Annotated in this window: 19 protein-coding genes; 8 read left to right on the plus strand and 11 right to left on the minus strand. The window is 71.3% G+C overall.

Annotation, left to right across the window (positions count from 1 at the left end):
- Positions 1-32: 32 nt before the first annotated feature.
- The 3 genes from ACT2CW_RS06745 to ACT2CW_RS06755 all read right to left on the minus strand — a co-directional run bounded on the left by ACT2CW_RS06745 (position 33) and on the right by ACT2CW_RS06755 (position 4,005).
- Complete coding sequence (locus tag ACT2CW_RS06745) at positions 33-2,450, minus strand: glycoside hydrolase family 65 protein (RefSeq protein ID WP_445515896.1); 2,418 nt, start codon at positions 2,448-2,450, stop codon at positions 33-35.
- A gap of 91 nt (positions 2,451-2,541) precedes the next feature.
- Positions 2,542-2,997: a lamin tail domain-containing protein gene (locus tag ACT2CW_RS06750; RefSeq protein WP_164428384.1), complete on the minus strand. Its 456-nt coding sequence runs from the start codon at positions 2,995-2,997 to the stop codon at positions 2,542-2,544.
- 255 nt (positions 2,998-3,252) lie between these two features.
- On the minus strand, positions 3,253-4,005 hold the full coding sequence (locus ACT2CW_RS06755) for an SDR family NAD(P)-dependent oxidoreductase (RefSeq protein WP_445515897.1): 753 nt from the start codon (positions 4,003-4,005) through the stop codon (positions 3,253-3,255).
- Between the two features lie 211 nt (positions 4,006-4,216).
- Between ACT2CW_RS06755 and ACT2CW_RS06760 the strand changes: the two genes are divergently transcribed.
- Positions 4,217-6,820: a PA14 domain-containing protein gene (locus ACT2CW_RS06760; RefSeq protein WP_445515898.1), complete on the plus strand. Its 2,604-nt coding sequence runs from the start codon at positions 4,217-4,219 to the stop codon at positions 6,818-6,820.
- 58 nt (positions 6,821-6,878) lie between these two features.
- Here the strand turns inward: ACT2CW_RS06760 and ACT2CW_RS06765 are convergent, their stop codons facing one another.
- Positions 6,879-7,544 carry a TetR/AcrR family transcriptional regulator gene (locus ACT2CW_RS06765; protein WP_182469272.1) on the minus strand — a complete coding sequence of 222 codons (666 nt, stop codon included), beginning with the start codon at positions 7,542-7,544 and terminating at the stop codon, positions 6,879-6,881.
- A 354-nt stretch (positions 7,545-7,898) separates the two neighbouring features.
- Here ACT2CW_RS06765 and ACT2CW_RS06770 point away from each other — a divergent pair, with 354 nt between their 5' ends.
- The 7 genes from ACT2CW_RS06770 to ACT2CW_RS06800 all read left to right on the plus strand — a co-directional run bounded on the left by ACT2CW_RS06770 (position 7,899) and on the right by ACT2CW_RS06800 (position 16,361).
- Positions 7,899-9,341: an MFS transporter gene (locus ACT2CW_RS06770; protein ID WP_414080606.1), complete on the plus strand. Its 1,443-nt coding sequence runs from the start codon at positions 7,899-7,901 to the stop codon at positions 9,339-9,341.
- A 445-nt stretch (positions 9,342-9,786) separates the two neighbouring features.
- On the plus strand, positions 9,787-10,332 hold the full coding sequence (locus ACT2CW_RS06775; RefSeq protein WP_445515899.1) for a GNAT family N-acetyltransferase: 546 nt from the start codon (positions 9,787-9,789) through the stop codon (positions 10,330-10,332).
- Between the two features lie 177 nt (positions 10,333-10,509).
- Entirely contained in the window at positions 10,510-11,418 is a 909-nt protein-coding gene (locus ACT2CW_RS06780; RefSeq protein WP_164428373.1) for an amino acid ABC transporter permease, read from the plus strand.
- Positions 11,415-12,203 carry an amino acid ABC transporter ATP-binding protein gene (locus tag ACT2CW_RS06785; protein ID WP_445515900.1) on the plus strand — a complete coding sequence of 263 codons (789 nt, stop codon included), beginning with the start codon at positions 11,415-11,417 and terminating at the stop codon, positions 12,201-12,203. The genes ACT2CW_RS06780 and ACT2CW_RS06785 overlap by 4 nt, the downstream gene beginning before the upstream one ends.
- On the plus strand, positions 12,200-13,453 hold the full coding sequence (locus tag ACT2CW_RS06790; protein ID WP_445515901.1) for a dipeptidase: 1,254 nt from the start codon (positions 12,200-12,202) through the stop codon (positions 13,451-13,453). Before ACT2CW_RS06785 ends, ACT2CW_RS06790 begins: the two co-directional genes overlap by 4 nt.
- 53 nt (positions 13,454-13,506) lie before the next feature.
- Complete coding sequence (locus tag ACT2CW_RS06795) at positions 13,507-14,451, plus strand: transporter substrate-binding domain-containing protein (RefSeq protein WP_445515902.1); 945 nt, start codon at positions 13,507-13,509, stop codon at positions 14,449-14,451.
- A gap of 8 nt (positions 14,452-14,459) precedes the next feature.
- Positions 14,460-16,361 carry a CocE/NonD family hydrolase gene (locus tag ACT2CW_RS06800; protein WP_445515903.1) on the plus strand — a complete coding sequence of 634 codons (1,902 nt, stop codon included), beginning with the start codon at positions 14,460-14,462 and terminating at the stop codon, positions 16,359-16,361.
- Positions 16,362-16,394: 33 nt separating this feature from the next.
- On the opposite strand, the gene ACT2CW_RS06805 is transcribed toward ACT2CW_RS06800, so the two are convergent.
- From ACT2CW_RS06805 to ACT2CW_RS06835, 7 genes are all read right to left on the minus strand, one after another.
- Positions 16,395-17,486: a DUF5937 family protein gene (locus ACT2CW_RS06805; protein WP_445515904.1), complete on the minus strand. Its 1,092-nt coding sequence runs from the start codon at positions 17,484-17,486 to the stop codon at positions 16,395-16,397.
- A 111-nt stretch (positions 17,487-17,597) separates the two neighbouring features.
- The gene (locus ACT2CW_RS06810) at positions 17,598-17,903 is read right to left on the minus strand and encodes a gas vesicle protein K (protein WP_020866465.1); all 306 of its coding nucleotides are present in this window, start codon (positions 17,901-17,903) and stop codon (positions 17,598-17,600) included.
- On the minus strand, positions 17,900-18,118 hold the full coding sequence (locus tag ACT2CW_RS06815; protein ID WP_138916177.1) for a gas vesicle protein: 219 nt from the start codon (positions 18,116-18,118) through the stop codon (positions 17,900-17,902). Before ACT2CW_RS06815 ends, ACT2CW_RS06810 begins: the two co-directional genes overlap by 4 nt.
- Entirely contained in the window at positions 18,115-18,924 is an 810-nt protein-coding gene (locus ACT2CW_RS06820) for a GvpL/GvpF family gas vesicle protein (RefSeq protein ID WP_445515905.1), read from the minus strand. The genes ACT2CW_RS06815 and ACT2CW_RS06820 overlap by 4 nt, the downstream gene beginning before the upstream one ends.
- Positions 18,921-19,313 (minus strand): gas vesicle protein, encoded by a 393-nt coding sequence (locus tag ACT2CW_RS06825; protein WP_182469281.1) that lies wholly within the window; start codon positions 19,311-19,313, stop codon positions 18,921-18,923. Before ACT2CW_RS06825 ends, ACT2CW_RS06820 begins: the two co-directional genes overlap by 4 nt.
- Positions 19,310-19,750 (minus strand): gas vesicle protein GvpO, encoded by a 441-nt coding sequence (locus tag ACT2CW_RS06830; protein WP_445515906.1) that lies wholly within the window; start codon positions 19,748-19,750, stop codon positions 19,310-19,312. The genes ACT2CW_RS06825 and ACT2CW_RS06830 overlap by 4 nt, the downstream gene beginning before the upstream one ends.
- 3 nt (positions 19,751-19,753) lie before the next feature.
- Positions 19,754-20,005 (minus strand): gas vesicle protein GvpG, encoded by a 252-nt coding sequence (locus ACT2CW_RS06835; RefSeq protein WP_037952520.1) that lies wholly within the window; start codon positions 20,003-20,005, stop codon positions 19,754-19,756.
- Between the last annotated feature and the right edge of the window lies 1 nt (position 20,006).

Here is a 20,006-nt window from a genome sequence, read left to right on the forward strand (position 1 = left end):
GGCGGGCAACCGGCTGAGCGGGGCGGGCGGATTCAGCCCGGTGGCAGCGGAACCCAGTGGGACTCGCCCGGGGCCACGGTCAGCGAACGGTCGGCGAGCCGCACCTCGATCGGGCGCTCCTCGGAGTCCGGCACGCTGATCCACAGCCGCTCGGCCCGCACCCGCAGCGCGACGCCCCAGTGGCCGCGATAGCGCATCGAGAACCGGTACTCGGAGAGACCGGACGGCTCGGGCAGCGGCACCGGGTCCAGCCACAGGGCGTCCTCGCGGGTCTCGAGGCCGGTCAGCCCGCGCTGCACCAGATCGAGGGTGCCGCCCATGGCGCCGAGGTGGATGCCCTCGCCGGTGGTGCCGCCCTGGACGTCCGCCACATCGCCGAGCAGCGCCTCCTGGCAGTGCCGCCATGCCTCGGCCCGGCGCGCCCGCACCAGCACCCAGCCGTGCACCAGCTCGCTGAGGGTCGAGCCGTGGCTGGTCCGGGCCAGGTAGTACGCCACCGTGGCCCGCCAGATGTCGTCGTCCAGGGCGTAGCCGAGCCGCCGGAAGAGGCCGGACAGCTCGGCGGGGCCGAAGAGATAGCCGAGCATCAGCGCGTCGGCCTGCTTGGAGACCTGGTAGCGGTTGACGGAGTCGCCCTCGGACTCCAGGATCCGGTCCATCCGGCGGATGTCGTCGTAGCGGGCCCGGTAGCCGTCCCAGTCGAGCTCGGCCAGCTCCCCGTAGCCGTCGAACTGGCTGATGACGCCCTGGTGGAAGGGGACCAGCAGCCGCCGTGAGACGTCCTCCCAGCGCTCCGGCTCCGCGCGGTCCAGGCCGACCCGCTCGAACAGCGCGCGGCGGCGCGGCTCGGGCAGGGTACGGGCCAGCTCCAGGGCCCGGTCGAGCACCCAGGCGGCGGTCACGTTGGTGTACGCGTTGTCGTCGATCCCGGGGCGGTCGGCGCCTGGGTAGCCGTCGTGGTACTCATCGGGCCCGACCACCCCGCGGATCCGGTACCGCCCCCGCTCCGGGTCGAGAACCGCCGTATCCGCCCAGAAGCGGGCGATCTGCAACAGCATCTCCGCGCCCTTGGTGTGCAGGAACTCGGTGTCGCCGCTGGCCTGGCAGTACTGCCACACGTTGTACGCCACCGCCGAGCCCACATGGTGCTGGAGCCGTGAGTTGTCCGGCAGCCAGCGGCCGGAGCGCGGGTTCAGATGCAGAGTCTGGGTCTCCTCGCGCCCGTCGCTGCCGCTCTGCCAGGGGTACATCGCCCCGGCCCGCCCGGCGTCCGCGGCGGCGCGGCACGCCTGGGGCAGCCGCCGGTGGCGGTAGTGCAGCAGGGCCCGGGACACCTCGGGGAAGTGGAGGTTCAGATACGGCAGTACGAACAGCTCGTCCCAGAAGACATGTCCGCGGTACGCCTCGCCGTGCAGGCCCCGGGCGGGGACGCCCACGTCCAGCTCCGCGGTGTGCGGCGAGAGCGTCTGGAGGATGTGGAACAGGTGCAGCCGCAGGATGTGGCCCGGCTCGCCGGAGACCTCCAACGCCGCGTCGCGCCACAGGTGTTCCCATGCGGTGCGGTGGGAGGCGAGCAGCTTCCCGAACCCCGGCGCCCGGGCCACCCCGTCGAGGGCGGCCTGGACCGGATCGCTGATCGCGGGGTCCCTGGAGGTGTAGAACGCCACGGTCTTCTCGACGGTGACCGGGGCGTCCGGCGCGAGCGGCACGGCCAGGGTGCGCAGCGCGGCACTGTGGGTGAGCCGCTGTCCGGTGCCGGTGGGCGTCCCGCCGCGCACGGCCAGGGTGCGCGCGGCCATGGCGACTCGCACCTCGGAGCTGGTGGTGCGGCAGCTCAGCCATACGGTGTCGGGGCCCGCGGCGCCGGTGCGGTGGTCGGCGAGATGGCGGCCGGCCAGCGCGTCGTAGCGGGCCACGCCGGTGTTGGCCACGGCACCGTCGAGCCCCGACTCCAGCTCGACGGTGCCGGACCAGCCCTCGGCCCGGAAGGTGGTGCGCAGGGCCGCCAGATGCGGATCCCCCATGTGGACGAGGCGCCGCTGCTCGACGTGGAGCACCCGGCCGTGGTGGTCGGTGAACCGCAGCCGCCGCATGAGGGTGCCGTGCCGGAGGTCGAGGGTCTGCCGGTAGCCGGTGAGCTCGTCCCCGTCGGGGGTGAGCCAGCCGCCGGGGCCCGCGGACCGGTCCGGGTCGCGGACGCGGTAGCGCAGCGGCAGCCAGTTCGGCAGGTTGACCATGTCCTCGTTCTCGACCTGGCGCCCGCCGACCACCGAGGTCAGCCGGTTGTAGCAGCCCGCCACATAGGTGCCGGGGTAGTGGGTGTCATCGGCGGCCGTCTCGGGGGCCGCGCCCCGGGTGGCGGCGTAGCCGTTGCCGAGCGTGCACAGCGACTCCCGCAGCCGCTCCTCGCCGGGCTCGTAGCCCTCGTACTCCCACACCCAGTCCGACACGGCCGCTCACCGGCTCTCCTCCTCGACACCCCCATTGTGGTCCGGGCCGGAGGACTTCACCGGCTGCGCCGCGCCCCCGCGCGGCGCGCGCTCAGCAGTTGATGTAGTCGACCCGGCTGTTGTTGTACGAGCAGGTGTCGACCGTGGAGCCGCCGGTCTTGCGGAGGGTGGCCTTGTCCCGGTCGTTGTTCCAGACGTACGCCCGGCGGTCCTGGTACTTGGTGGCCGAGGTGTCGGAGCCGGAGCCGGTCCGGACGGTCACGGTCTTGCCCGCGCCGAGGGTGTAGCCGGGGAAGGTGTACTTGTGGTTGCTCGCGTCGACGAGCACCCAGCCCTTGAGGCTGACCCCGCGCGAGGTGGAGTTCTTGATCTGGACGTACTCGCCGTTGAGGCTGGAGTTGCTCCGGTTGTCGGTGCCGGGCGAGTCGTAGTAGATCTTGGAAAGGTGTACGGAGCCCGCGGCCCCGGCGGGTGTGGCCGGGTACAGCAGGGCGATCGCGCAGCCGGCGGCGAGTGCCGCGCCGATGCGGGCGGTGTGTGCGGACATGAGTCCCCCCTTGCGTTGGTGCGTGGTGAAGCAGTGGTAACGCAGGACGGACGGGCGGCCGCGCCCGAAGATGGTTTGGAGTCAGCGAGCTGACTCCTTCGGCGCGGCCGTCCGTCCGTCTTCCCCCCACCTGTGTGGAGGACCAGAGTGGACCATGGCCGGAACGCGGCGGCAGGGCTGCGCGGCCCTTGCTCCAGGGCCGTATGGCCCTAGCGCGGATCCCTTTCCCCGCCCCCTGTCCGGGGTGAGACCGGGTCAGCGGCCGTACTGCGCCCCACCGTTGATGTGCAGCACCTGGCCGGTGACATACGCGGCCTCCGGGGAGGCCAGATAGCGGATGGCGGCCGCGATCTCGACGGGGGTGCCGGGCTGTCCGGTGAGCGTCTGCCCGATCTGCTGGGCGATGAACTCGGGGGTGCCGCGCTCGCCGAAGAACTCGGTGTCCTCGACATAGCCGGGGGCCACCGCGTTGGCGGTGACGCCCTCCGGGCCGAGCCGCTTGGCCAGCTCGAAGGTGTAGGTGTGCAGCGCGGCCTTGGTGCCGCCGTACGATCCGGGGCCGCGCAGCGCCGCGACCGAGGACAGATGGACGATCCGGCCGCCGGGCCGGGCGAGGTGGGGCAGCAACGCCTCGGTGAGCAGCACGGCGGTCAGTACGTTGGCCTCGAAGTTCCGCCGGTACTGACCGGCGATGCCCTCGAGGGTGCCGTCGTTGGAGGGCGCGACATTGCCGCCGGCGTTGGTGACGAGGACATCGACACCACCGCCCCCGCCGTCCGCGGTGATGAACTCGGCGGCGCGCCGGGTCTGCTCCGGGTCGCTGAGGTCCGCGCTGGTCCAGGTGACCAGGTCGGCGCCGTAGGCGGCGTTCAGCTTGTCCGCCGCGGCGCGCAGCACCTCGGCGCGGCGTCCGAGGATGACCACCCGGTCACCCTCGGCGGCGAAGGTCTCCGCGGTCGCCAGTCCTATGCCGGTACCGCCGCCCGACACCACGATCCGTCGCCCCATCACGGGCCTCCTCAGTGCAGCTTGTTGAATATTGGTCACATCTATGAACAAGCACGCTAGGAAGAAAGCGCATTCCCGTCAAGGCTCAGTACCCAACAGCCAAGCTGTTGCCTTGCGTTCACTATTGACAGGTTCTGTTGGGGATGGCGCAATGGCGGCGCCCCACTTGTCCCAGCAGCAGCCACAAAAGCTGTTCCAGCAAGGAGGACATGTGCGTTTTCGTTCATCTTTCGCCAGATCCGTGGTCGCGACCGTGACCCTGGCGCTTGGCGCGCTCGGTCTGCTGACCGCCCCCGGTCCGGCCGCGGCCGACACCCCCTCCGACGACCCCTCGGTCGTCCATGGCCTCCGCGGCGACTACTACCTCCAGTCCGCCCCGGGGGCCTTCGACTTCCACGAGCTGAAGGCCACCAGCCTCGACCCCGCCCTCGACTTCGGCAATCTGGAGCCGCGGCTACAGGCCACCACCGGACGGTCCGACGACGTCAGCGTCCGCTGGACCGGCCAGATCACACCGGAGCGCTCCGGTGCGCACACCTTCTCGATCACCGCCGACAACGGCTTCCGGCTGTGGATCGACGGCAAACCGGTCATCGACCACTGGGTGGACGACTGGGACAAGGAACAGACCTCGCAGCCCGTCGAGCTCACCGCGGGCAAGGCGTACGACATCAAGGTCGAGTACTTCGAGCACTACGGCGGCTCCAACTTCCACCTGGCCTGGACCCCGCCGGGCGCGGCCAAGGCCCCCGTGCCCGCGTCCGCCTTCCGGCTGCCCGCCGACTTCGACTACGACGGCCCGGTGGCCAGTGCCGTCCAGCCCGACGGCCGGACGCTGCTGCTGGACTTCGCCCGGCCCCTGACCGCTCCCCCGGCCGATCTGACGTCGCATCTGTCCGCCGTCATCGGCGGCGCGGCCTGGCCGCTCGGGCGCGCCCGGCTGGACGCGGCCGACCCGTCCCGGCTGCTGCTCGCCCTGAAGGAGCCGGTGGTCGGCCACGGCGGCGAGGCCGTGGTGCGCTACGACGGCGAGGGCGGTCTCGAGGACGGCGACGGCGCCATCGACCCGTATGTCTCCTTCGGCGGCAACAAGTCGACGTATCAGCTGAGCACGCCCTGGGCCAAGGACGTCGGGCCGGACAACGTCCACCCCGAGTACCCGCGCCCCCAGCTGACCCGCGATCAGTGGCGCAACCTCAACGGCAGCTGGGAGTTCGCCGCCGCGAAGGAGGGGCAGAAGCCCCCGGTCGGGCAGAAGCTCAAGGAGCGGATCCTGGTGCCGTACCCGGTGGAGTCCAAGCTCTCCGGGGTGGAGCGCCATGAGGACCGCATGTGGTACCGGCGGACCTTCACCGTCCCGGCCGACTGGAAGGTCGGCGACGGCAAGCGGTTGCGGCTGAACTTCGACGCCGTCGACTGGCAGGCCGAGGTGTATGTCAACGGCACCCGGGTGGCCGACCACCGCGGCGGCTACGACCGGTTCAGCGCCGATGTCACCGACGCCCTGCGGCCGGGCCGCACCCAGGAGCTGATCGTCGGCGTCTACGACCCGACCGACGCGGCCGACGGCGAGAACCCGCCGATGGGCAAGCAGCGCCTCGACCCCAGCGGCATCTTCTACACCCCTTCTTCCGGGATCTGGCAGACCGTCTGGATGGAGCCGGTCGCCAGCGACCACGTGGACACCCTCAAGCTCACCCCGGACGTCCCCGGTAAGGCCCTCACCGCCGAGGTCCGCGGGGTGCGGGACGGCGTCCCGGTCACCGCGACCGCCTACGACGGGCGGCGCGTGGTCGGCACCGCCACCGGGCGCACCGGAAAGCCGCTGACCGTCCCCGTGCCCTCCCCGCATCTGTGGTCCCCCGACGACCCGCATCTGTACCAGCTGAAGGTGACGGTCGGGCGGGGCGCCTCGGCGGACCGGGTGGAGAGCTACTTCGGCATGCGGAGCATCGCCGTCAAGGAGGTGGACGGCAAGCGGCGCACCGTGCTCAACGGAAAGCCGATCTTCTCCATGGCCACCCTCGACCAGGGGTTCTGGCCCGATGGACTGCACACCGCGCCGACGGACGAGGCCCTCGCGTACGACTTGAAGATGCACAAGAACATGGGCTTCAACTCGGTGCGCAAGCACATCAAGGTCGAGCCCGACCGCTGGTACTACTGGGCCGACCGGCTGGGCCTGATGGTGTGGCAGGACATGCCCGCCATGAACACGGTCACCCCGTCCGAGAAGGCGCAGGCGCAGTACGAGCACGAGATGAAGCGGATGATCGACCAGCACATCAGCAGTCCGTCGATCGTCATCTGGGTGACCTTCAACGAGGGCTGGGGCCAGTACGGCGGCCCGAAGGTGCCGACGCTCGCGAAGGGCTGGGACCCCAGCCGGCTCATCAACGGCGCCAGCGGCTGGAACGACACGGGCAACGGCGACCTCGCCGACATCCACGCCTACCCCGGCCCCGGCGATCCACGTCCGGACGCCTCACGAGCGGGGGTCACCGGCGAGTACGGCGGCCTTGGCCTGGCCGTCCCGGGGCATGCCTGGCCCGTGCAGCACACCTATGTCGGCGTGGACAAGGACAAGTACACCGACGAGTATCTGAAGCTGCTGGACAAGGTGCGCGGGCTGGTGGCGTGCAACGGCAGCAGCGGGGCCGTCTACACCCAGATCACGGATGTGGAGGGCGAGCTCAACGGGCTGCTCACCTATGACCGCAAGGAGATCAAGCCCGATGTGAAGCGGCTGCGCGAGGCCCATCAGGCGCTGATCCGCGACGCGGCGGACCCGGCGTCCATGGAGTGCACCGGCTAGCCACACGGCTCGGTCCATGGTGGTGACCCGTTCCGGGGGGGTGTGTCCCCGGGGCGGGTCATTCCGCCGCCAGCGCCTCGACGGCGGCCACCGTACGGTCCACCACCACGTCGTACAGTCTGCTGTACGCCTGCGGCAGCCGGGCCAGCAGCGGGGCCACCGCCTCCCGCTCGTCCGGGGGGTGGAGGGCCAGCGCCTCGCTCAGGGCGTCCAGCTTGCGGGCGGAGACCGGGCCGCGATGGGTCTCGTAGACCGCGTGGCCGATGACGGTGGAGCCGATGAGGGCCACGGCCAGCGCGAGATCGTCCTCGGTCAGCTTCAGGGGGCGCAGCATCCGGGTCATGGTCACCAGGGACGAGATCCGGGCGGGCTGCTGGGTGGCGGCCATATAGGGGAGCAGCTGGCGGTAGGGCAGCAGATAGTCGCGGCTGTTGTGCATCCAGGCGCGCAGCCGCTCCTGCCAGGTCTCCCCCGGCGGGTCCTTGTGCTGGGCCTCGGCCAGGACGCGGTCGGCCACGGCCTGGAGGAGGTCGTCGCGGTCGGGGAAGTAGCGGTAGAGCGCCATGGGGGCGGAGCCGACCGCCTCGGCGACCCTCTTGACGGTCAGCGCGGTCTCCGGCTCGCGGACCGCGAGCTCCGCGGCGCTGCGGACGATCTGCTCGCGCGACAGACGGGGCGGGCGCCCACGTCCCCTGCGGACGGTCCCCTCCGCGGTCCCGGCCATCCGGTGTCCTTTCGCTCGCCCCCGTCGTACCAGGCCCCAAGGCTACGCAAGGTCGCTCGGGCGCCGCTCGTGGCCGTACGGGGCCTTGAACCCCTCATGACCGTCCGGCGCCTTGAACGCCGCCGCGTCCCGGCTGCCCGCCGGGACGGCGGTCGTCGACGGACCGCCGTGAACTGCGGGAGATCTACCGCGACATGGCCGGGGAGCCGCCGGACGACCGGGGCGCCCATATTTGACGTACCAGTTACACAAAATTGTGCGACACTGCTGCCGCACTGATGTGAATCGGCCATGCCCCGACAAAGGACCACCGTGACTTCCCTACCTCCGACCCCCGACACCCCCGAAGCGGCGATGGCCGCCCACCCGCCGCGCTCCGGCCCGGTGGTCGCCGTCCTGGCGTTCGGCGGGATCGTCGTCTCCCTGATGCAGACCCTGGTGGTGCCGCTGGTCCCGGACCTCCCGGAGCTGCTGCACACCTCGGCCTCGGACGCCTCCTGGGCGATCACCGCCACCCTGCTCGCGGGCGCCGTGGCCACCCCGGTGCTCGGCCGGCTCGGCGACATGTACGGCAAGCGGCGGACGCTGCTGCTCAGCCTGGCGATGCTGGTGGTCGGATCGGTGGTGTGCGCGCTCTCCGACACCCTCGCGCCGATGATCGTGGGCCGTGCGCTCCAGGGCTTCTCCGCGGGCGTGATCCCGCTGGGCATCAGCATCATGCGCGATGAACTCCCCGCCGAACGGCTCGGCTCGGCGATGGCCCTGATGAGCTCCTCGCTGGGCGTCGGCGGCGCCCTCGGCCTGCCCGGCGCCGCGGCGCTGGCCGAACACGCCGACTGGCATGTGCTGTTCTGGGTCTCGGCGAGCCTGGGCGCGGTGGTGATCGCGCTGGTGCTGGCGGTCGTGCCGGAGTCCCCGGTGCGCGGCGGCGGGCGGTTCGACCTGGTGGGCGCCCTCGGGCTGTCGGCCGGGCTGCTCTGTCTGCTGCTGGCCATCTCCAAGGGCGCCGACTGGGGCTGGGCCAGCGGTGTCACCACCGGGCTGTTCGCCGCGGCGGTGGTCGTGCTGCTGCTGTGGAGCCGGTGGGAGCTGCGGGTGAGCGGACCGCTGGTGGATCTGCGCACCACCGTGCGCCGTCAGGTGCTGCTGACCAATCTGGCCTCCATCGTCATCGGCTTCGCGATGTTCGGGATGTCGCTGGTGCTGCCGCAGCTGCTCCAGATGCCCGAGGCCACGGGGTACGGACTGGGCCAGTCGATGATGACCGCCGGTCTGTGCCTGGGCCCGTCCGGTCTGGTGATGATGGCGATCTCCCCGCTGTCCGCGCGGATCACGGCCACCCGGGGCCCCAAGACCTCGCTGATGCTCGGCGCCGCGGTGATCGCCGTCGGCTACGGCATGGGCATCTTCCTGATGGACGCCGTGTGGCAGATCGTGGTCATCTCGTGTGTGATCGGCGCCGGGATCGGCCTCGCGTACTCCGCCATGCCCGCGCTGATCATGTCGGCGGTGCCGGTGTCCGAGACGGGCGCGGCCAACGGGCTCAACACCCTGATGCGGTCCATCGGCACCTCGACCGCCAGTGCGGTGGTCGGCGTCGTCCTTGCCCATATGACCACCAAGTTCGGGCCCGTCGAGCTCCCGTCCCTGGACGGCTTCCGCACCGCCTTCGCGATCGGCGGCGGCGCCGCGCTGGTGGCGCTCGCGGTCGCCTCGCTGCTGCCGGGCCGCGGTCCGGACCAGCGCACGACCGCCTCGGAGCGACCGGGCACACCGGAGCCGGTGGCGGGCCGCTGAGCCCAGGGCATCGGTATACGGCTCCGCCGCGTGGCGGGGCCACAGCCGCCCGTATCCCCTGCCCGCCCACCCGGCGGCGGTGGAGGATACGGGCGGCTTTGTCATGACAGGGCGTATACGGGCCATCATGTGGACGGCGGTTGACGGAACGGGCCCCCGAGGTGCTGAATGATGCGAGTGAGGACTGAGCTGCCCCTGGTCACCCGCGACCACATCGACTTCGGTCGGGTGTGGTCCGCCTCCTGTTCCGGCTGACCCGCGGCGGGCCGCCCGACCGGCCGCCCTCCTCTCATCCCGGGCCCCTCGCCCGTATCGCTTCCCGCGCCTGACGCGCCGTCACCCCCGGTAGCCCAACGCCGCTTCCCGGGTCCGTGGCGCTTCCCGCCTTCCCGCCTTCCCGCCTGCTCACCTTCCTCGGCTTCTTCGCCCTCCGAAAGGTCGCCCCATGCCCGTGGAGTCCCTCGGCATCGCCGCCACCAAAGACGCCACCTCCGTGGCCGAGCCCGCGCCCCCGCCCCAGCCCCAGCGCCCGCTGACGGTGGTCCGGGTGACCGTGGACGACCCGCGGGTCGAGCCGTTGCTGCGCGAGCTGGCGCATGAGTACGCCACCCGCTACGGCAGGGCGGCCGACGGCGAGCTGAACCGCTATCCGGCCGAGGAGTTCGCCCCGCCGCACGGGGAGCTGCTTCTGCTGCTGGAGGGCGGTGAACCGGTCGCCGGGGGCGCGTACCGGCGGTACGACGAGCGGACGGCGGAGCTCAAGCGGATCTGGACGCACTCGGGCCACCGGCGGCGCGGGCTGGCCCGCCGGGTGGTGGCGGAGCTGGAGCGGTCGGCCGCCGAGCGCGGCTACCGCCGGATCCACCTCACCACCGGGCCCCGCCAGCCGGAGGCGCGCGGGCTGTATCTGGCCACCGGCTACACCCCGCTGTTCGATGTCTCGGCCGACCCGGAGACCATCGGTCCGCTTCCGTTCGAAAAGGGGCTCTAGGCCCGGCGGAGCGCCCTCCGCCAACGCGCGTCCGTCCGTCCGCCCGGCCGCTCCGGGCGGACGGACGCATTCCCCCGTTTACGGTTGACCGTTCTGTGTCAACTGTTGCCGGGCGCCCGTGGGCGCGGTTTTAGGATGCGGTAATTCTGCCGCGACCCGACCGTCCGAAGGCGCACCATGACCAAAGTCCTGAACGTCGATGCACTACCCGAGCCGTCCGTGCTCAAACGCGCGAAGCGACGGCGTCCCGGACTTCTGGTGGCCAATGCGATCGTGCTGGTACTGGCCGCGATGGCGGTGACCACGATATTCACCAACCCTCGTTTCGAGTGGGAAACCGTCGGCAAATACTTCTTCGAGATCCGGGTGATGAAGGGCATCGGGGTCAGTATTGGAATGACCGCGGTGACAATGGTGCTCTCATTGGTGTGCGGCACCGTGGTCGCGCTGATGCGCATGGGCGACTCCCGGCTTATGTCCACGGTCGCGGCCGCCTTCATCTGGGTTTTCCGCAGCATTCCGATGCTGGTGCAGCTGCTTTTCTGGTACAACCTCGCGGCCCTCTTTCCGACGCTGTCCCTCGGAATTCCCTGGGGGCCGCGTTTCGTCACCTTCGATTCGAACAGCGTCATCGGTCCGCTGACCGCGGCGATCATCGGTCTGACCCTCCACGAGACCGCGTACATCGCGGAGTTGATCCGGTCCGGACTGCTCGCCGTGCCCGATGGACAGCGTCAGGCGGCCTCCGCACTGGGGTTGACGCCGGCTCAGATCTTCTTCCGCATCACCCTCCCCCAGGCGCTGCGGGTGATCGTCCCTCCGATGGGAAATGAGCTGATATCTCTCCTCAAGGCCACCTCTCTGGTCAGCGTGATCACCCTGGCCGACCTGCTGTACTCGGTCCAGCTGATTTACGCCAAGAACTTCCAGACCGTTCCCCTGTTGATCGTGGCCGCAATTTGGTACATGATCATCACTGGCGCCATTACTCTTCTTCAGCAGCGCCTGGAGCGACGTCTGGGACGACACACCCTGATTTCGGCCGACAAGGCCGGGAGAGTGAAGAGGATCGAGCACTCGGTATGACCGCGGCATCGCAAATGGAATCGCAGGCCATCGTCTCCCTGCGCGGGATCCGCAAGTCGTTCCGCGGCACCGAGGTGCTGCACGGCATCTCCCTGGATATCCACCGAGGTGAGACGGTCTGCCTGATCGGTCCCTCCGGATCCGGAAAGAGCACACTGCTGCGCTGTGTGAACCACCTCGAAGTGCCCGATCAGGGCGTGGTGGTGGTCGACGGCAGCGTGATCGGCTATCAGCTGCGCGGGCGCACTCTGCATGACCTCGGCGCCCGGGAGCTGGCCGCCCAGCGCTCGGCGATGGGCATGGTGTTCCAGAGTTTCAATCTGTTCCCGCACCTCACCGCCCGCGAGAACATCGTGGAGGCCCCGCGCCGGGTGCTCGGGCTCTCCAAGGCCGCGGCCGACGCACGGGCCGTGGAGCTGATGACCCGGGTGGGGCTCGCCCACAAGCTGGACAGCTATCCGGACAAGCTCTCCGGCGGCCAGCAGCAGCGGGTGGCCATCGCCCGCGCCCTGGCGATGCGCCCCAAGGTGATGCTCTTCGACGAGCCGACCTCCGCCCTGGACCCCGAGATGGTGCAGGAGGTGCTCAACGTCATCAAGGACCTGGCCCGCGACGGCATGACGCTGGTCGTCGTCACCCATGAGATGCGCTTCGCCGCCGACGTGGCCGACCGGATCGTCTTCATGGACGACGGCCGGATCGTCGAGCAGGGCACCCCGGAGGCGCTGCTGCGCGCTCCCGAACACGACCGCACCCGCATGTTCCTGTCGAAGGTCAGCCCATGAGCACCGAACTCCCCCTGCCCGCCAAGACCGCCCGGCGCCTGAAGCTGTGGGACTCCTACCGCTCGTACCAGTACCTGGCGGCCGGGGAGGACTACCACGCCTTCGAGCTGGCGCCCGCGCTCGGACGGGTCCCCGGGGCCGCGCTGACGTGGAGCGAGGACGTCGAGTCCCGCGCGCGGGACTTCGAGGAGCGCCATCTGGTGATCTCCGCCCATGACCATCTCTCGCTGCGCCCCGCCGATCCGGGCGACTTCGCCGCGTACCGCCGCCAGGGCCGGGAGTCGATCCCCTACGAGGGCATCGCCCACTCGGGGGTGGACCTGTTCTTCGACGGCGGCCCGGCCGCGGTGAGCATGATCCGCTCCCATGCCCCCTGGGACTGGGACGACGCGGTCAGCGATCTGGCCATGCGCCAGGCGGACCTCGCCCACCAGCGGCTGGTGGTGCCCGTCCGCACCCTCGAGGACGCCGACCGGGCGCGGGCCGGCCACCAGGTGGGGGTGGTGCTGACCCTGGAGTCCGCCTCCCCCATCGGCAATGACATCGACCGGCTGGATCTGCTCTACGGTCTGGGCGTACGGCTGCTCGGCCTGGTCTACAGCGAGAGCAACCAGCTGGGTTCGGGGCTCGCCGACGCCGGGGACACCGGTCTGACCCTGCTCGGCCGCCGGGCGCTGCGCCGGATGAACGACCTCGGGATCATCGTCGATGTCTCGCACAGCGGGGACGCGACGGCCCTGGACGCCGTGCGCCGCTCCACCGCCCCCGTGGTGATCACCCATGCCGGTTCCCGGGCGCTGTGGCCGACCCCGCGGATGAAGCCCGACGATGTGATCCGGGCCTGCGCCGGGTCCGGCGGGTTCATCGGCGTCGAGGCGGCCCCGCACACGACCGTCACCGCCCGGCACCCCCGGCACGATCTGGACTCGGTGATGGAGCACATCGAGCGCTGTATCGATCTGGTCGGCATCGACCACGTGGCCTTCGGCCCGGACACCAACTTCGGCGATCACACCGCCTGGCACCGGACGTTCGCCCCGCTCTTCGGCAAGGACGACGCGCACGACGGCAAGGCCCCCGAACTGCCGCCGCACGAGGAGGTCGAGTACGTACGGGGCTGTGAGAACCCCGCGGAGGCCGTCGGCAACATGATCCGGTGGCTGTTCGACCGCGGCTACTCCGAAGCGGACGTGGCCAAGCTGGCCGGAGGCAACGTACGGCGCGTCGCCGAGACCGTCTGGGGCCGCTGACCGGCCCCGTAGCACCGCATCCGCCACCCCCCACCTCCCGGAATGGAGCACCCATGCGCAACCGTCCCCATGTCGCCGCATGCGCCCTGCTGACCTCTCTGACCCTCGGCCTGTCGGCCTGTTCGGTGGACGACACCCCCGACGACGGCAAGGACAGCAAGAGCCGTCCGGCGGTCACGCTCGCCCCCGAGCCCAGGGACAGCGCGCTGGCCGCCGAGGTGCCCCCGGCCTACACCAAGAAGACGCTGGTCATGGGCGTCAGCGAGTACGCGCCGTATGTCACCTTCGAGTCCGACGGGAAGATCACCGGACTGGTCCCCGACCTGGCCGCGCAGCTCTCCTCGCTGCTCGACATAAAGATCAAGGTGGAGCGGACCAACTTCGACGCGGTCATCCCGGGGCTGAAGTCCGGCCGGATCGACCTCAGCGCGCCCTCCGGTGACTTCATCGAGCGCCAGAAGGAGGTGGACTTCGCCGACTTCGCGCAGAGCAGTGTGACGATGATGGTGCTCGCGGACGGCTCCTTCCGCCCCAAGAACGGCCTCGAGGTCTGCGGCCACAAGGTCGGCGTCGAGAAGGGCGCCGGAACGCAGAACGTGCTCGCGGCGCAGAACAAGCGGTGTGCCGCGAAGGGCAAGCCGTCGGTGGACGTGAAGCTCTACACCGATCTGCCCGCCGCCTCGCTGGCGCTCCAGAGCAAGCGCGTGGAGGCGGTGGCCGCGCCCAGCGCCTCCAACACCTCGGTGAGCCAGAACTCGCACGACCGCTTCGAGACGCTCGAACTGAAGGACATGCTGGACCTGCCCGCCGCTACGGCCATCTACGGCATCCAGGCCAAGAAGGACGCCGGGCTCGCGCCCGTGATCGTCAAGGGGCTGCGGAAGCTGTACGAATCGGGCACCTACGCCAAGCTCTTCGGCCAGTGGGGGCTGCCGCTGTCCACCGTCACCCGGGACCAGATCGCCCTCAATGGATCCAAGCAATCCCAGACCCAGTGAGATCTTCCATGGCACGAACCAGTCAGACCGAAACGGCCGGCGACAGAGGGCGGGCGGCCCGGGAGGAGCCCGCCCGCCCGCTGGACGAGCGGGTGTGGCGACGCACCCTGCGCGTCCCGATGCGGGACGGGATCGTCCTGGCCGCCGATCTCTTCACCGACCAGGAGCGGCCGGGCCCCCGCCCGGTCATCCTGGAGCGGACCCCGTACGGCCGCCGGCAGATGCGCGACTCCGACCGCAGCCGCCACGACGAGCCGGTGCCCACGCCCGAGGAGACCTCGGCGTTCTTCGTGCGCGCCGGATATCACGTGGTGCGGCAGGACTGCCGGGGCCGCGGGGACTCCGAGGGCACCTTCGTGAAGTACCTCGGCGAGGGTCCTGACGGGGCGGACACCATCGACTGGATCGCCGCCCAGCCCTGGTGCGACGGCCGGGTGGCCATGATGGGCGTGTCCTACTCGGCCCACGCCCAGACGGCCGCCGCGGCCGAGTCCCCCGCCGGGCTGTCCGCGATGTTCATGGACTCCGGCGGCTTCGCCAGCGCCTACGAGGCCGGGATGCGGATGGGCGGCGCCTTCGAGCTCAAGCAGATCACCTGGGCCTTCCGGCACGGTGAGGAGAGCCCGGAGGCGGAGCGGGACCCGCTGGTGCGCAAGGCGTTCGCGGGCACGGATCTGCGCGACTGGTTCACCGTGCTGCCGTGGCGGACCGGTGTCTCACCGCTGCGCCAGGTGGGCAGTTACGAGCGCTATCTGCTGGACCAGTGGCGGCATGACGCCTTCGGGGCGTACTGGCGCCAGCCGGCCATCTACGGGCGCGGCCACTACGACCGCTTCCCGGATGTGCCGACCCTGCACATGTCGAGCTGGTACGACCCGTATGTCCGCTCCACCATCGAGAACTTCACCGCCATGGGCCGGCTCAAGCGGTCCCCGGCGTATCTGGTGATGGGGCCGTGGAAACACGGGCTGCGCTGTGTCACCTTCGCCGGTGATGTGGACTTCGGGCCCGCCGCCACCCTCAGCGGCAATGTGGACACCTCGTATCTGTCCTTCCGGCAGCGGTGGTTCGACGCGGTGCTGGGGGGCGGCGACCCGGAGTCGATCCCGCGGGTCCAGTATTTCCTGATGGGCGGCGGGGACGGCCGGCGTGACGAGGCCGGGCGGATGCGGCACGGCGGCCGGTGGCACACCGACACCCAGTGGCCCCCGGCCGGGGCCCGGGAGACCGCGTACTACTGCCACGCCTCGGGCGAGCTGAGCCGGGAGCGGCCGACGGCGGCACGGTCCTGGGTGGAGTACGACTTCGACCCGAACGACCCGGTGCCCACGCTCGGCGGCCAGGTCACCTCGGGCGAGCCGGTGATGGTCGGCGGCGCCTTCGACCAGGTGCCGGACGAGCGGTTCTACGGCGCCCGGCCGCCGTATCTGCCGCTGAACTCCCGGCCCGATGTGATCTCGCTGGCCACCCCGCCGCTCGAGGAGCCGCTGGTGGTGGCCGGACCGGTCACCGCGCGGCTGTTCATCTCCTCGTCCGCGCCGGACACCGACTTCACGGTGAAGCTGGTCGATGTGCACCCGCCGAACGAGGACTATCCGCACGGCTTCGCGATGAACCTCACCGAGGGCATCTTCCGCTGCCGCTTCCACAAGTCCTTCGAGCGCCCGGAGCCGCTGGAGCCGGGCGAGGTCTACGAGATCGAGATCCCGGCGCCGGACACGGCCAACCGCTTCGAGGCCGGGCACCGGTTGCGGGTGGACATCTCCTCGAGCGACTTCCCCCGGTTCGACGTCAACTCCAACACGGGGGTGCCGGAGGCGGTGAGCCGCCGCAAGGTGGTGGCGACCAACCGCGTCCACATGGACGCGGACCACCCCTCGGCGGTGCTGCTGTGGACCCAGCCGGGCTGACGCCGGGCTGACGGATCGTCGGCGTAACCGCCGTCACCGCATGATGGTCGTCAGCACGTCCTGCCCCAGCCGGAGCAGGGTGCTGGTGGCCAGCCGGTGGTAGACGTACTTGCCCTCGCGCTCGGACTCGATCAGCCCCGCGTCCCTGAGCTGGCGCAGGGTGCGGGAGACCTGCGTATCGGCGAGCCCCAGCCGCTGGGCCAGCTCGGTGGTGGTGATGGGCTCGCCCAGCAGATGGCGGCACAGCTCCATCCGGCCCAGGGACGCCAGTGCGGACATCCGGGCCCGCAGCTCGGCCTGGGTCAGCTGATCGGCCGTGCCGCCCTCCCGGGCGGCGAACTGGAGCACCACGGGGTGGCACTCCTCGTCCTTGACGGTCAGATGCGGCCAGACATGGACGGAGGGGAGCAGGAAGAGCGGCCGCGGGCCGATCTCGATCTCGGCGACCGCCAGCTTGTCGTAGCGCACCCGCGAGCCGCCCCGGGAGACCACCGCGGTGGGGCTGAGCCCGGCCAGCACCTCGGCCAGACCGCGCCGCCGGATGTCGGCACGGACCCGGGCGGCGGCCGACTCCAGCCCGTCGCGGACCGAGCGCCACTCGGAGGCGAAGAACGCCTCGGCGCAGGATTCCAGGAAGCACAGGAGCCGGTCGCGCAGCCCCTCGGGCGAGGCCACCAGGTCGTGGGCCAGCTCGCCCCGCCGGAAGGAGCGCCGCTCGCACTGCGCCACATAGCGCTCGGCGGCCTCGGGGTCGGTGAGCAGGCTACTGGCCGGGGGTACGGCCTCACGGAAGCCGAGCACCCCCTGGGAGCACAGGCCCACGAACTCCTCGAGCGGCAGCTTCTCCAGATGGCGCAGCTCGTCCTCGAAGGGCTGGTCCAGCGGGAGCTCCAGCGGGAACAGCAGCCGGCAGCGGAGCCGGGCCCACAGCGGGGACAGGGCGCTCATCTCATGGGCGAGGGAGGGGGCGAGCGCCGTCCCGAGCCGCCGCGTCCAGCGCTGGGCCTCGGGGTGGTGGTCGGGCTCGGCCATGATGTGCAGCGCCGACATGAGCTCGGCCAGCGGTGACCGGCCGACGTGCACGTCGGCCGGCTGGGCGCGCTGGAGGTTGAGCGTGATCCCCACACCCGCACATTACTCGGCGACCGCGGGGCCCGGCCCATGTGTCTCGCGAATCGGCGCCGGACTGCCTGGTCAGGGGCGGGGCAGGAGGCTCTCCGAGGGGCTGCGGGCCGGTCAGCGGTCGCGGGGCAGCAGCGGGCCGAGCGGGCCCAGGTCCAGATTGAGGTCGTCCTCGGTCAGCCCGAAGTGCTCCCGCAGCTCGGCCATGTTCCGCTCCAGGGCCATCAGCGTCAGCCCGAGCTCCTCGATCTGCTCATCGCTGATGCCGCCCTGCTCGACGCGGCGCAGCGCCTGCCGCTCCATGAGCTGCCGCAGCAGCTCGACGATGGTGAGCACCAGCCCGGCCAGGCTCCTGCGGACCGACTCCTCGTCCACCTCGATCCGCCGCCCGGGCCGCCGGGGAGCGCGGTCGTCCGTCATGGCGGTCCCCCTTCACGGCGATCATGGCGATCCCCCTCCCGCCCCTCCTCGTTCTCCACCCGTACGGAGGCGATCAGGGCGCGCAGCGAGATCCGCACCAGGTCGATGTCGGCGATGCTCAGGGTGATCTCCCCCGCGATCACCACGCCTCCGGCGAGCACCCGGTCGAGCAGGTCGACCAGGGCCACCTCCCGCCGCTCGATCGCCCGGGTCACGGCGGCGTCTCCTCCGGCTGGGCCTCCTCCGCCCGCTTCGGCGGGGCGGTGAAGGAGTACGGCGGCCAGGGGCCGCTGACCTCCAGGGTGATGGCGGGGTAGCGCTGCCCCAGGTCGGTCACCAGGGCGGTGAACTCCTCACCGAGGGCGTCGGGCACCAGATAGGAGTTGTTCAGCACCATCCACCCCTCGTACGCGGCCAGCGCGGTGTCCTGCGGTGGATGGGCGGCCGTGGCCACCGCCAGCGCGGCGAGCGAGGCGTGGATCTCCTCCGCCCGCTCGGTCGCGCGCAGATGCGCGGTCTCCTGGTCCTGCCGCTGGGCGCGGCGCCGCAGCAGATAGGCGGTTCCCGGGCTCTCCTCGCCGCCGGTGGGCTCCTCCGGGTCGGGCAGGAAGGACCTGGGGTCCACATACGCCTTGACGCCCCACTCGGTGCGGCCCGCCACCCGCCGCAGCGTGGCCGTGAAGTCGTCCCGGCGCTCCTGGAGCATCGCGCGGACCCGGTCGTCGTCGTGGTAGAGCGTGGCGAAGCGCAGCGGGATGACCTGGCCGTGGCCGGCCGCGCCGTTGATCACCCGGTGGTGGGCGCGGGCGGTGCGCTCCAGCCACTCCAGGTCCTCCAGATGGTCGCGCAGCGCGTCCTCGCCGAAGTCCTCCAGCGGTACGGAGCCCACGACGGCGGCCAGCCCCGCGCTCTCCACCAGGCGCACCGGTTCGTCCGCCACGCCGGTGAGCCCCCGTGGCGGGGTGCCGTCCTCCGGGGCGGCCGTCACCGCGTACAGCCAGGTGGCGAGGGAGCCGTTCACCGTTCGTCCTCCCGCTCCGCGCCGTGGGTCCCGTGGTCGTCCTCCCGGCGCGCGCCGCGGCCGTCCTCCAGCTCGCCGACGCGCCGCCGCAGCCGCTCGTTCTCCTCCAGGACGTCCCGGGCGCCGGAGGAGAGCGAGGGGTCGTGCTCCCACCAGTCGATGCCCATCTCCTTGGCCCGGTCCACGGAGGCGACCAGCAGCCGGATCTTGATCGTCAGCAGTTCGATGTCCAGCAGATTGATCTGGATGTCGCCCGCGATGACGATGCCCTTGTCCAGCACCCGCTCCAGGATGTCGGCCAGGCTGGACGGCTCGGCGCCCCGGCGGGCGGGTTCGCGTGCGGCGCCGGTGCGCCGGACCGGCGGGTTCCAGTCGGAGCTCTGGTTCATGTCCGGTTCTCCGCCCTGCCCCGGTAGTAGCGCTCGGCGCGGCGGTAGGAGACGAGTTCGCCGCGGTCGTCCAGCTCGACCCGGTACTCGGCGAGGATGTCGGTGGAGTCGGGGATCCGGTGGGTCTCGACCACCTCGATGCCGACGGTCCAGCCGTCCTCGGTGCGCTCCAGCGAGGTGACGCCCTCCGGGGCCCGCCCGGTCAGCCCCCGCACATGGCGGGCCGCGCTGCGCGCGGCGTCACGGGCCACGAGCGCGGGACGCCGGGGGCGGCGCTCCCGCTCGGGCTCGGGCTCGGGCTCGTGCCGCTCCCGCTCGGGCTCATGCTCGCGCCGCTCCCGCTCCGGCTCATGCTCGCGGCGCTCCCGCTCCGCACGGGGCCGGGCGCGTGGCCTCTCCTCGCGGTGGCGTTCCTCGCGGGGCCGTTCGCGGGGCACGGCTCATACCTCCAGGCCCCCGTCGGGCGGCCCCTGGGACATCAGCCTGCGGACCAGCTCGTCCTCCTCCCGGGCCGCCTCCTCCTCGGTGAGCTCCCCGCTCTCCCGGGCCTCCGCGACCTCCTCAAGCCGCTGCTTGATCACCTCGGGGTCGTACAGCTGCCGATGGGCCTCGTCATGGATCCGCTCGGCGATCCAGACGACGCCCCGCACCGGGGCCAGCGGCAGCGTGGCCAGGCCGGTGAACAGTCCCATG

It is taken from the genome of Streptomyces sp. NEAU-174, assembly GCF_052665095.1.